At 39.1% G+C, this 13120-nt stretch carries 11 protein-coding genes; 2 read left to right on the top strand and 9 right to left on the bottom strand.

All coding sequences use genetic code 11. From position 1 onward, the window contains the following. Nucleotides 1–102: 102 nt before the first annotated feature. The 8 genes from ADHAQ_RS26780 to pseB all read right to left on the bottom strand — a co-directional run bounded on the left by ADHAQ_RS26780 (nt 103) and on the right by pseB (nt 9074). On the bottom strand, nt 103–429 hold the full coding sequence (locus ADHAQ_RS26780) for a hypothetical protein (protein WP_034257024.1): 327 nt from the start codon (nt 427–429) through the stop codon (nt 103–105). A 182-nt stretch (nt 430–611) separates the two neighbouring features. Beyond that, nucleotides 612–2096, bottom strand: a complete 1485-nt coding sequence (locus ADHAQ_RS0122435; RefSeq protein ID WP_026464839.1) for a lipopolysaccharide biosynthesis protein — start codon at nt 2094–2096, stop codon at nt 612–614. Nucleotides 2097–2219: 123 nt separating this feature from the next. Then, the gene (locus ADHAQ_RS0122430; RefSeq protein ID WP_051360107.1) at nt 2220–3518 is read right to left on the bottom strand and encodes a glycosyltransferase family protein; all 1299 of its coding nucleotides are present in this window, start codon (nt 3516–3518) and stop codon (nt 2220–2222) included. 1 nt (nt 3519) lies between these two features. After that, nucleotides 3520–4560, bottom strand: coding sequence for a pseudaminic acid synthase (gene pseI / locus ADHAQ_RS0122425; RefSeq protein WP_026464837.1), 1041 nt, complete (start codon nt 4558–4560; stop codon nt 3520–3522). 44 nt (nt 4561–4604) lie between these two features. After that, a complete protein-coding gene (pseG, locus tag ADHAQ_RS26775; protein ID WP_051360106.1) occupies nt 4605–6080 on the bottom strand; it encodes a UDP-2,4-diacetamido-2,4,6-trideoxy-beta-L-altropyranose hydrolase in 1476 nt (491 codons plus the stop codon). Nucleotides 6081–6092: 12 nt separating this feature from the next. After that, entirely contained in the window at nt 6093–6824 is a 732-nt protein-coding gene (locus ADHAQ_RS0122415; RefSeq protein WP_026464836.1) for a cytidylyltransferase domain-containing protein, read from the bottom strand. 40 nt (nt 6825–6864) lie between these two features. Further along, complete coding sequence (pseC, locus tag ADHAQ_RS0122410) at nt 6865–8040, bottom strand: UDP-4-amino-4,6-dideoxy-N-acetyl-beta-L-altrosamine transaminase (RefSeq protein ID WP_026464835.1); 1176 nt, start codon at nt 8038–8040, stop codon at nt 6865–6867. An 11-nt stretch (nt 8041–8051) separates the two neighbouring features. Continuing rightward, entirely contained in the window at nt 8052–9074 is a 1023-nt protein-coding gene (pseB, locus tag ADHAQ_RS0122405; protein ID WP_026464834.1) for a UDP-N-acetylglucosamine 4,6-dehydratase (inverting), read from the bottom strand. Nucleotides 9075–9319: 245 nt separating this feature from the next. On the opposite strand from pseB, the gene ADHAQ_RS0122400 reads away from it, so the two are divergent. Continuing rightward, entirely contained in the window at nt 9320–10321 is a 1002-nt protein-coding gene (locus tag ADHAQ_RS0122400; protein WP_169728030.1) for a glycosyltransferase family 61 protein, read from the top strand. Nucleotides 10322–10333: 12 nt separating this feature from the next. Here the strand turns inward: ADHAQ_RS0122400 and ADHAQ_RS0122395 are convergent, their stop codons facing one another. Next, the gene (locus ADHAQ_RS0122395; RefSeq protein ID WP_245590651.1) at nt 10334–11683 is read right to left on the bottom strand and encodes a glycosyltransferase family 4 protein; all 1350 of its coding nucleotides are present in this window, start codon (nt 11681–11683) and stop codon (nt 10334–10336) included. 78 nt (nt 11684–11761) lie between these two features. Between ADHAQ_RS0122395 and ffh the strand changes: the two genes are divergently transcribed. Beyond that, a complete protein-coding gene (gene ffh, locus ADHAQ_RS0122390; protein WP_026464831.1) occupies nt 11762–13093 on the top strand; it encodes a signal recognition particle protein in 1332 nt (443 codons plus the stop codon). The last annotated feature ends 27 nt before the right edge of the window (nt 13094–13120 follow it).

The following is a 13120-nucleotide window of genomic DNA, read 5'->3' as shown; positions in this document are numbered from 1 at the left end:
AAAACAAAGGCCAAAATTTTCAAGACAGAAAATTTTGGCCTTTGTTTTTCTATTCAGAAAATGACTCTCAAGAAATATAGAGTTATCTATAAAGGTTTGAATCTAGTCTTCCGTTTGATCATTATCTATTTTGTTATCTACTTTTCGTGCTCCTTTTTTGGCAGTTTGGCCCACAGCATTACCAGCTTTTTTAGTGCCTTTAACGGCACCCTTGCCAACTTTCTTGGCTCCATGTGCAGTAGCGTGAGCACCGCTAACTGCTAAGTCTTTAGTGCCTTTTCCCATGTCCTTGGCACCATCACCTATTTGTTCTACACCGTCTTTGGCTCTTTCCTTATTAGGTCTATCCTGAAGCGGAGCTGCCTGTACAACGTTAAAGGTAACTAATCCCCCAACCAAAAGAGCTGATAATGATTTTATACTTTTCATAGTTCTATTCGCCTTTGTTTTTATTGCTGTATTATAACGGTTGCCTCCATGAAGGGTTACGCTGATAAATTTTTGCGCTAAATTAGAAGGGATTAAAAACTTTTAGTGGATGTGAAAGCACCTAAATAGTAGATTTTTAACTTACTTAGAACAAGTATGAAATAGGACGAAATACAGGATAGCTAATTTTTAATTTTTCTCTTAAGAAGGATGGTTTGAAATTTATCAGTTAGTTCAGGTGCCAACTCAAATACCCAAATACCCGTTCCATAAATTATAGTTATCAAAGCAGATCGGCCCAGTAAATCCAGCAAAGTATTTCCTAAATAAGGCAACCAGAAACCAGCCCCATAGGCAGCTAATGCAATAGCTATAATTTTTAAGGAAGAAGAAGTGAAAGGTTGCATTTTATAAAAATACCAAACAGCTACTAAACGCAAACTATTTATTAAACCCGACACCATCAGATAAACAAAAGCTGCCCCGGCAATATCGTATCTAGGAATAAAGTACATATTGGCTACAATAGTTAAACCCGATAACAAAAGGTTAAAAATCAAATCATAGCGGTACTTTGCGGAAGTAAGTAGAATGTGTCCGTTAATTCCAGTTGCCAAATCATATAACCTGGCGGCACAAATAAAAAAGATTACATATTTGCCAGAAGCATACTCCTGAGGTAAAAGACTAAATAAATTATTAATATTTGCCCAGATCCCAATGAACAACAAACCGCCAATAACCAGATTAATGCGGGTTACTTGTTTATAAAGTTTTAACATGGCCACCATATTTTCGCTCTTCCAGAAATCAGCAATCTGAGGTAATGCAATTTTAAAAATGGAGCTTCCGGCAATTAAAATAATGCTGGCTACATTGGTAGCTGTCGTATATATACCAACTGATGCTAAATTCCGGTAGTGACTGATCATTACTGAATCAATTAAAGTAATAACCATGCTGGAAATATTTCCCATAAAGGCATAAAGGCCATACCGGATCATTGGTTTTATGGGCTTATCCTGAAGCGGAGCAGTGTCTAAGTTAAAATGGAGCTGCTTTAAAAAGACAACATATACCAACAGAACCATGGTAATGCTGCAGTTAACAGCAATAAATAAGAAAAGGAAAGTTTCAAAAGTTATTAATTTAAAATAATAAAGCAAGACACAGGCACTGGTACCAACCCGAAGTAAAAAGTCTTTTGTAAAAGAAGGGATTACTGTTTTATAAAGCGAAGTAAGGTAGGAGGTAAATAAATTATAAAGCAGCGTAAAAAAGCTAAGCGGCAATATATAATAAGAATAAGAGCGTAAAAGTTGGTCCTCTTTACCAAAATAATTCAAGATATAAGGCTTAAAACCATAGAAGATACCGCTAATAAAAAGAAAGCCAAGTAAGGGAATCCCGAACAGTAAAAGTAAAAAGTTATTATGCCTTTTTGCTTTATCCCGAAAAAAAGGAAAATATTTAATACCAGCACTGCCAAAACCCAAGGCTGATAACTGAGCCAGAATAATAGCCACATTCGGCAATAATCTGGTTAGTCCTACCTGGTCAACCGCTAAAACACGCGGAAACAGCACCATTACATTTATATAGCCAATAACTACTCCGGCGTAAGAAATAATACTGTTTTGAATTCCCTGGCGTTTAATTATGCCCATTTATGCGTTAAAATTTTAAAGAACCAACATTGCTGATTGTTTTTTAATATCTATCTAAGGAATGGATATGCTTAGTAATAGGGAAACCAGTGTTCCGAAGCTAAAAGTACTACTTGTAACTGATTAGGCATTAATAGCTTGTTTTTCCGCTAAAAATATTTTGATTTGGTTTAGTGCCAATTCATGGCTTCTGCCCTCAAATTCGGAGCCTAATATGGCATTGTAATATTTTGCCCGTTGGTAAACTTCTGGTCGGTTGGCTTTATATTTTTCCAATTTTGTTATAAGATCTTTTATATCGGATGCTGCTTCTATGAGGTTCTGCTTTAAAAAACCGTAGTAATCATAGGTGAAATTGCTTGTTCCAAAGCGATAATACAAACTTAAAATATTTAGCATAGTGGCCTCCAAATGAATGGAAGAATCAGCTGCAATTAGGGCATCCTGTTTTATAAGAAAATCAAAGACCTGTTCCTGTTTACCATCCGAGAAAATAATGGATGGGTTGATATTATTAATGAAGCTAAAATCCCGACGGTCTCCGGGGTGAGGCCGAAACGTGATGGTCAATTCCGGAAAATGCCTGCTGACTGCCTCCACCAATTCTTTAATGGCTTGAGTATCATCAATTATGTTAGCGCAAATACCTAAATTCTGTATGGTTGTTCCAGTATTTTTAAGAGGTAAAAAACTATCAGCTTTTGGCATGCCAATTAATTTTACTGCTCCTTTTATAGACCCGCATTGCCGGTACTTATTTAAGGAATCTTCGCCTTCCAATAAACTTAAATCAAACTGAAGGGGAGGGAAGCTGGTACTGACGCTGGCATGCTGGATGTAAATAGTCGGGATTTTTAATTTCTTAGCGGCCAAAAGTAACGCCCTGGCATCGGTATTATGATCGTTTGCAAAAATTATAGCATTAGGCTTATACTTTTTTAAATAACGCAGCGATAATTCATAGTACCCGGTAGCCAGAAAAATTAAATCAAAAAAACGTAAAGCTCGCTTACCTTTTAATTTGTATAAGCCCCAAACCAGGATGGGAAATTTGTAGTAATAAAAGATTTTATAGCGGGTGGAAAGCCTGTTGACACTTCTCCTGTAAATACCCACGTCTTTATTTTGCCCGGCAACAAAAACAGCTTCTGGTAGTTGTTCTTTTATAAAGCGCAGCGATTCATAATTGTTTTTACTTAAAACATAAAGCCAGACTTTTCCGGTTATGTTCTCATTTTTAGCTCCTGGCAAAATCAAATTAAGAACCAACCGGCCGAGCAAAAATTGAACTACCCACCATAGACGGGCCAAGACATTATTTCGGGAAATTTGATTAAGAGTGGCTGGGGGAAGATTCGCAAAAGTATCTGTAAACCGGATGTGCAGAATGTTGGCGTACGTTTCTACCAGCTTCTTAAACATGTTATAATAACTCCCAGGTTAAAGGTGTACCGGCTTTTATTTCTGTTTTAGCAATTTTGCCTAAAACCTGCTCATAATATTTGGGAGCTAAGCCTGTACCCGGTCGGATGATTCGGGTATTCTCAGTTGTAAATGTTTCACCGGCTCTAATAGCTTTGGAAACAAAAATGGACCGTTTAAAATTTTGGCTTTTTTGCTCGGCCTTTTGTACGCCATATTGAATATTTCCCAAAGCTAAATAAGCTCTTTCTGATTCAGTTACTAAGGCTTGTAATTCCTGTGGTTCTAGCGAGAAGGCTGAATCTACACCGCCTTCGGCACGGCTAATGGTAAAATGTTTTTCAATAACACAAGCACCTAATGCTACGGCCGCAACTGAAGCCCCAATGCCCATAGTATGGTCAGATAAACCAACCGGCACCTTAAATAGTTGACCTAAATGCGGAATAGTACGTAAGTTAGTGTTTTCCGGGGAAGCAGGGTAGGTGCTGGTGCATTTTAATAAAATAATTTCCTGGCAGCCGTTATCCCGTAACGTCCTAACTGCTTCATCAATATCGGCTATTTGAGCTACCCCTGTTGAAACAATTACAGGTTTGCCGGTAGTAGCTACTTTTTTTAATAATGGCAAATCGGTATTCTCGAAAGAAGCTATTTTGTAACAGGGTACCTGCAAGCTTTCCAGAAAATCAACGGCCGTTTCATCGAACGGTGAACTAAAAGCTAAGATGCCTCTTTCTTTAGCCCGGTTAAAAATAATTTGATGCCAATCCCAAGGGGTATAAGCTTCTTTGTACAAATCATACAACTCCCGGCCTTGCCATAAAGAACCCTCATCCTCAATGGTATATGCTCCTTCCATGGTCATGGTATCAGGCGTATAAGTCTGTAGTTTAATAGCATGGGCTCCGGCATCAGCTGCCGCATCTACAATAGCCAAAGCTTTTTCTAGCGATTGGTTATGATTGCCGGACATTTCGGCAATAATGAAAGGTTTATGGTTGGGGCCTACTTTAACAGGGCCAATTTGAATTTCTTGCATGAATAAATTTCACCAAATACAGCAGATGCGGAATAAAATTACTATTAATTTAAGTACTTCTCAAATGCCAACGCATTTGGTATGGCAGCGGGTATAGTTTGTGAAACAACAAAACCAGCTTTATAAAAAGAATTGACCGATGCTAAATTTTCTTTCTGAACATGTCCAACCAGTTTAATTAAGGAAGGGGAAAGGGTTTGGATGTATTCGGTTCCCTTTTGTAAAACCAATGAGCCCAAACCTTTACCTCTAAAATTTGCTTGTAGTAAGTAGCTAATGGTAGCTATTTTATCACGGATATCATAGCGAATCATGCCTGCTTTCTGATCTTCTACTTCTACAATAAGAATAACGCAATTTGCAGCCGCTACTTTATTTTTAAACCAGATTTTATGTACCTCCAGGGGGATGGCGTCCGGATTAAATGAATTTGCCCGAACTGCCGGATCATTTATCCAATCATATAAAATTAATGTATCATCGGCTGTAGCTGGCCGTAGCTTTACTCCAGCTTCAAAAACAAATTGGTAAAAGATGTTGCGCAGTCGATTAGCACTTCGCCCATCAAAGTAATGTTGCTGTTTTTTTACCTGCTCTTTTCTCAAGGTAAGTAAATCAGGATGAGTTATTATCTCCTGAAAATCTGTAAAAGCAAAAGCTAAACCTTCCTTTATTAAAAAATTACCTAAGTTTGTTTGATTATCAGCTGTTTGGTGAAGGAAAAGAGCGCCTTGTATGGAGCACCACTCGTAGGATACAGAGCTGGGGGGAATAACTGCTGCATCACATTGTTGCATCAGGCTGCAAATTTCCTCGGCCGAAAGCTGCTGGTACAAATGTATATTTGCGGTTGTTTTTTCTAATGCTTCTAATTCAGGTAAAAATTGGTAAGCACCTCCGGTAACAACCTCCAATTGTAGCGCCGGATGGTTTTTAGAAAGATTACTTACTATTTTATAAGTATGGTTTTCCGGATCAGCACCACCCATATTAATGAAAATCCGGCTGACTCCTAAAAATTCCCTGGTTTGTTGTGCTGCCATTAAAAATGGCTGCCGCAGCAAGGCATAATTGGGGCCTAAGCAAAATCTGGTTTCCGGTGTAGCCCTGTATTGTTGTTGTGTTAAGCCACCAGCTTGATTAATTACCACATCAGCTACAAATGGGAATGCATGAATATCATCAATGCAAACCAGTTTAAAGCACTTCTTTTTAATTTGCTCCTGATAGGCAGTATCAAACAAATATCCATCCAAGACAACTATATCAGACTCCGTTAAAATTTGCTCTACTAAAAATGCTGCTTCTTTTAAGTAATCTTTAGTCTCTGGTAAATTTATGATCTGAGTACAAGCTTCTTGCAGCTGATTATTTAATGATGGAGTAGCCGCCTGAATAGCAAACAAACATTTAAAGTCAGGTTTTAAAATAGTAGCCAGAGCTAAGGAACGAATAACATGGCCCAAACCTATCTGGCTGTTACCATCTGCTCGAAAAATGATCCTGTTTGTGAAGCCCAACTTGTTTGCCTTTTATATTTTTTTTTGTTCTACTTGTGCATTTATTTCTACCAGTTCCGGATGGTTGTCTAAAATCTGAATAATCTCGGCAACAGGTAAATTATGAGCTTGGTATTGTTCTATAAGGATTTTAATTAATTCAAAATCCTCTGGCGTATCTAAAGTAATCCGGTAGTGGCTTTTGTCTTTTTCTTGGGTAACATGCTGAAAATGGACTCTACCAGATTTATTCTGATTAATATATGGGGTTACATGTTCGAGTTCTGCCGGAAGCTTAGCCTGCTGAAAAGCTTCCTTTAAAAGAGTAAAAGAGAAAATCTCAAAGTCGAAGCCTCGGGGAAATGTTCGCTCCAGGCAATTGGATAAGTATAGAAAGTTATCCTTTTTTTTAACATATTCTTGGGCGGCAGTAGCTATGATGTTGCCATCTATCAGCGGGCAATCGGAAGTAACCCGAATAATAATATCTAATTGATGTTCAATGGCACAACCATAGTACCTGCTTAAAACATTTTGTTCATCACCTCTAAAAACTGGAATATTTTGCTGTTCGGCAAAAGCCACAATAGGATCATCGGTGGCATTAATGGTGGTAGCTATAAAAATTGGTAATTTGCTTTCCTGAAGTCGCTGCAGATGGTATTGTAGCACCGGAATATTATTAACAGGAAGCAAAACTTTGCCGGGCAGCCGGCTACTGGTCATTCTGGCTTGAGTTATAATACCTATTTTAGGTTTAGCCATATTTATATGTTTAATGGATAAGCTAATTGCTCTACCCGCATTAATTTAAAAACTCTTGTACCCTCTGAATAACATACTCCTGTTCTTCCTTGGTTAAGCTTGGAAACATAGGCAGGCTTAGACACTGAGCATAATAATTTTCAGCCAAAGGGAAATCACCCTTGTTAAAGCCCAGGTCCTGATAATAAGGCATGGTATGTACCGGAATGTAATGTACCTGAGCATATATCTGTTTTGCCCGCAGGTAATCGTACAGACCTTTACGATATTCAATTAAAATTACATATAAATGGTAGGCGTGGTAGAGTTCATTTTTTAAACCCGGTTGGTTAGCAGCCGGATTCAATATTTGGATTTTGGCATTGGTCCGGAAGGCGGTATCATAACGGTTTGCTATTTCCTGACGCTTTCTGAGACCAGCTTCTGCTTGTTTTAATTGGGAGATTCCTAAGGCCGTTAACATATCGGGCATGCGGTAATTGTACCCTAAGGTTTGCATCTCGTAGTACCAGCCTCCGTGATTTTCTTGCAGCAATTCAGGATTTTTAGTAATGCCGTGCGTGCGTAACAACAACAGTTTTTCATGAAGCTCCCTGTTGTTGGTTGTTACCATGCCGCCCTCGCCGGTGGCTATGTGTTTCACCGGATGGAAGGAAAAAATGGCTAAGTCGGCGTAATTGCCATTGCCACAAAGCTGTTTATCTCCTTCGGAGTTTATAAAATAACCACCCGGCGCATGGCACGCATCTTCAATAATCCACAACCCATATTCATCGGCCAAGTTTCGGAAAGCTTCTAAATTTATCGGGTAACCAGCAAAATCTACGGGTATTATGCCGCTAAAATAACCTTTGGGTTTGCTTTGAAGCAGGCTCCGTACTTTATCTATATCCAATAAAGCTGTTTCAGGATCGATATCGGCAAAATATACTTCACCGCCTGCATACTTAATACAGTTTGCAGAAGCTGCAAACGTAATAGGAGTAGTAATAACTCTTGTACCAACCGAAACCCCTAAAGCTAAAGCACATAAATGCAAGGCAGCTGTTCCGTTGGCCACGGCCACGGCATATTTACTTCCTACATAGTTGGCAAAGGCTTGTTCAAATTCCTCTACTTTAGGGCCTTGCGTCAGAAAATCAGAATGCAGCGTTTGTACTACTGCCTGAATATCTTCTTCAGTTATGTGTTGTCGGCCGTACGGAATCGGTTTCATGTAAAGTATGCTTAAGCCGTGAAATTTGGATCCACGTGTAAGCGGATTTGTTCTCTGATTTGTTCCGGCGTTAACCAAACATTGTTGGTTTGGGAATTGTACCGGAAACCAGGTTCTACCATTCTGCCATTAAATGCCTGAATGAACTCCTCCGTAGTCCATTTATTTGGCGTGGAAGGTAAAATTACATAATACTTATCCAGCTCCACAGTTAAGTAAGAATCTGTTTCGGTAATCATTTCTTCATGTAATTTTTCGCCGGGCCGGATACCAACTATTTCCTGGCGGCAATTTGGACCAATGGCTTCTGCCACATCCGTAATTTTATAGGAAGGAATTTTGGGTACATAAATTTCACCTCCCCAGGAATATTGCAGGGCATGCAATACCAGGTCTACGCCTTCTTCTAAAGAAATATTAAAGCGGGTCATATCCGGGTGGGTAATGGGAAGTACTCCTTCCTGGCGTTTATTCAGGAAGAAAGGTACCACCGAACCCCGGGAGCCGATAACATTGCCATACCGTACTACCGAGAAGGTTAAATCCCGGGAACCTTTCATGTTATTGGCTGCCACAAATAATTTGTCGGAGCACAATTTGGTAGCACCATATAAATTAATGGGGGCTGCAGCTTTATCAGTAGAAAGGGCTACAACTTGCTTCACGCCACAATCCAAGGCTGCATTTATTACGTTTTCCGCTCCCCAGATATTGGTTTTAATACATTCCATGGGGTTGTATTCGGCAGCAGGGACTTGCTTTAATGCAGCGGCGTGCACAATTATATCAATCCCTTCGCAGGCGCGGCGCATCCGCTCGCCATCCCGTACATCACCAATAAAAAAACGAATGGCTTTGTATTGGCTATGCGGAAATAACTGCGCCATTTCAAACTGTTTTAATTCATCGCGCGAATAGATAACCAAACGTTTTACATCAGGAAACCGCTCAAATATAGTTTGAACAAACTTTTTCCCAAATGAGCCGGTACCGCCGGTTACTAATATTGATTTATGATTAAGGTTCAAATCCATTTAAAACTTTAATTAAATAAGCCAGTTGATTAATAAAACCGGCATTTTAAATAAGGGGCAAGATACATAAATTATCCGACTAGTTTTGCAAGCCATACGGGATAACCTCTATATTTACCCTCCTGAATTTTGGTGGCATGGTTCTTAAAAAAATATTTCCAAAACTATCTTCCTGGCTTAATTATTATTACACGTTTACTTCTGTTTTTCACTATCCGCAAAAGAAAGTAATAAAGCGTGGTTACTTGGTTCGTTTTACAGCGGAAGAGGAATCTGTTTTAGAATTGTGTGCCTATTCTTTTAATTACGATGTAGACTATTCCAGGGGGTACCGGCAAAAAGAGATCTTTGTCGTTACACTTAAAAATATTTCCTTTTTAGGTAATTCGGGGGCTATTATTGTAAATAATAAAGTTGTGGTGGAGTCAGTGTTTGATCAGTTACGACTTACTAAATCGCCTGCTTTCAGAAGCCCGGCTAAAATGCAGCAGCAACAGAAGCGGGGAGTATTTTCTTCTATTATGCATTTGCCCTGGGCCGCAAGCAGTAATTACCATTGGTTTCTGGATTGTTTGCCCCGGTTAATGAGCTTATTACAGGAACCTGCCAGACCCATGGAGCTCATTGTGCCTAAAAATATTCCTGCTTATCAGTTAGAAACTCTTAAATTTTTTCTTGCCGATAGACCAGAAATAAAGCTCGTGTATATTGGTAAACAAGAAAAGTGGGAACTGGAAGAATTTATAATGCCCTCTTTTATCAATAACCATTACAGTGGTTATTTGCCACCAGATATTGTGGAGCCTATCCGGAAGAAAATCTGGGAAGGGTACAAGGTTATTCCAGAAGATAAACCAAAACGAATTTTTATTAGTCGGCAAAAAGCCAGTAAAAGGCAGATTTTAAATGAGGTTGAGCTTTTTGCAGTAGCTAAACAACACGGTTTTGAATTAATTTTTGCGGAAGATTTAACTTATCAGCAGCAGGTACAGTTATTTTATAATGCTGAATACATAATAGGAGCTCATGGAGCAGGCTTAACCAATACCTTATTTAGTAAAAAAGCTGCCGTATTGGAGCTGCATCCATCTGATATAGTAAAATCTCATTACTTTATGCTTTGCAAAGGCCTAGGCTTTGCTTATCAGTATTTGCTGGGTAGTAAATCTGATGAAAACCAAAGCTTTTCCATAGAGGTGGAAGCTTTCCGTGTAATGCTGGGGAAGCTGCTGGTAAAAGAAAATTAGTGATAATCTTAATTATTTCTTAGTTATAATCTCTGCCAGTTTGCCAGCTAAATTTCGACGGGAGTACCTTTGGTAATTTACAAAAGGAAGATCCAGGTTATGGTTAATCTTCCAGCCCTGGCTTAGCTGATCCAAATAATCTACCATTAAATCATAAGCTGAGTAATGAAAAACACGACCGGCTCCGCATTCGTCAATTATTTTGTCGGCATCACTATGAATGGGGCCGATGCAGATGATGGGTTTATTGGAAGCTAAATATTCAAATAGCTTACCCGGCAGAATACAATAGTTATTCTCCACGTCTGGTATCCCCATCAGCAATATTGTTGTATTCATGAGGTAACGCACTGATTCATTATGGGGCACAAAAGGAACAATTTCTGTCAGGTGCAGTAATCCAGTAGCCTCAATTTGATTTTTTATTTCATCGGAAATTTTTCCGACAAATCTTAATTTATAAGCTATGTCCTGGTGGCGCGAAGCAACCAGGGCGAAAGCTTTTAAGAAAGCTTCAATATTATATGTTTCGGTTATGGTGCCGGTATAGGTAATTAAAAATGCGTCCTGAGGTGGTTGAGACAGATATTGGAAATCTTCCTCATCGTACCCGTTAGGTATTACTTTTATTTTCTTGGTTTTAATATCCGGCGATTTGGCTAAAAGTAGCCGCTTGGTATCCGAGCTGGTAACTAATAAATTAGTAGCATTTTCGATAACCGCTTTCTCGTATTCGGCATCTTTTTTCTTAGCCCAGGCGGTATGCTGCAAGTCCTTGTAATAATAAATATCCGTCCAGGGATCACGTAAGTCAGCAATCCATTTTACGCCAAACTTTTTTTGCAAGGTTAAACCAATAAGTTGGGTAGAGTGCGGCGGGCTGGTTGTAATAATGGCTTCAAATTTTTCATTGGCTAATAATTCGCTGCAGGCTTTTATGGCATATTTATTCCAGCCAACGCGGGCATCCGGAATAAATAAATTACCCCGGAGAAATTTAAAAAATTTCTGAACAGAACTATCTTTTTTTTCATTAGCAAAACCGCCATAAGGAATTTCCTTTCGCCCCGTTAATTTTTTATAAAATTCAAATGGCTCGCTGGTAGATGTTCTGATGACTCTGACACCAGCAGGAATATCGGCTTCCAACGATCTATCCAAAACCGGGTAGGAGGCTTCTTTTTCAGAAACAGTGACTATTGTAGGGGTAATACCAAACTCAGGCAGGTGCTTTACAAATTTAAGACACCGTTGTACTCCGGCACCGCCAGAAGGAGGCCAATAATATGTAATAAATAATACCTGTTTTGTTTGATTTTCCGTTAAAGAAGCCAATCCTGAAATGTTTTTAAGTCGAGCCAATATACGTAGGTTCTTACAAAAATATCCCTTAAGTATTGATTTTTTGCGTATTTTTGTATTTCTAAGCAATAAAAAATTATGTTTGATAATTTAAGTAATAAATTAGACAGAGCTTTTAAAACCCTTAAAGGCCAGGGCAGCATTACTGAAATTAACGTTGCACAAACGATAAAAGAAGTGCGCCGTGCGTTGGTGGATGCGGACGTTAACTACAAGGTAGCCAAAACGGTAACGGATAAAATAAAAGACGAAGCCATGGGAAGAGACGTGTTGATCGCGGTTTCTCCCGGCCAGTTAATGGTTAAGATCGTACACGAAGAGCTTACCGAATTAATGGGTGGCGAAAAGCAGGATATCAATATAAAAGGCGATCCTGCGGTAATTTTAATTGCTGGTTTACAAGGTTCTGGTAAAACAACTTTTACCGGTAAATTGGCTAATTTCCTGAAAAAGCAAAACCGTAATGTATTGGTAGCCGCCTGCGACGTTTACCGTCCGGCTGCGATAGACCAGTTAAAGGTTTTAGCCGAGCAAGTAGGGGTAGAAGTCTATTCTGAAACGGATAATAAAAATCCGGTTGAAATTGCTAAAAATGCGATTGAATACGCGAAAAAGAATAATAAAAAAGTAGTAATTATAGATACGGCTGGTCGTTTAGCAGTAGATGAGGCCATGATGCGCGAAATAGCAGAAGTTAAAAACGCTATCAAGCCTACTGAGACTTTATTTGTGGTTGACTCCATGACTGGCCAGGATGCAGTTAATACTGCTAAAACCTTTAACGAACGCATCAACTTTGATGGCGTGGTTTTAACCAAATTAGACGGGGATAGCCGCGGGGGAGCTGCTTTATCTATCCGGGCGGTAGTAGAGAAGCCGATTAAGTTTATTAGTACTGGGGAGAAGATGGAGGCTTTAGACCTTTTCTATCCTGACCGGATGGCCCAACGTATTTTGGGTATGGGTGACGTGATTTCTTTAGTAGAACGGGCCCAGCAAACCTTCGACGAAGATGAAGCACGTCGGATTAACCAAAAGATTCGTAAAAACCAATTTAATTTTGACGACTTCCTTTCTCAATTAGAGCAAATTAAGAAAATGGGGGATATCAAAGATTTGGTTAGTATGATACCGGGAGTTGGGAAAGCCATGAAGGATGTGGAAATTGATGAAAATGCCTTTAAACCTATTGAAGCAATCATCAAATCTATGACTAAAGAAGAACGGGCTAATCCAGATATTATTAGCGGAAGCCGTCGGAACCGAATTGCAAAGGGTAGTGGTACCTCTATTCAGCAGGTAAATAACCTGATGAAGCAGTTTAACGACATGCGCAAAATGATGAAGAATATGAATAAGCTAACCGGAAAAGGCGGCGCTTTATCCAAAATGAAAATGTTTGGTAAATAATTAGACCAAATATTATAATAAAAAAGG

Source organism: Adhaeribacter aquaticus DSM 16391 (assembly GCF_000473365.1).
GTDB classification, from domain to species: Bacteria; Bacteroidota; Bacteroidia; order Cytophagales; family Hymenobacteraceae; genus Adhaeribacter; species Adhaeribacter aquaticus.
This window is presented reverse-complemented; position numbering and strand designations above follow the sequence as displayed.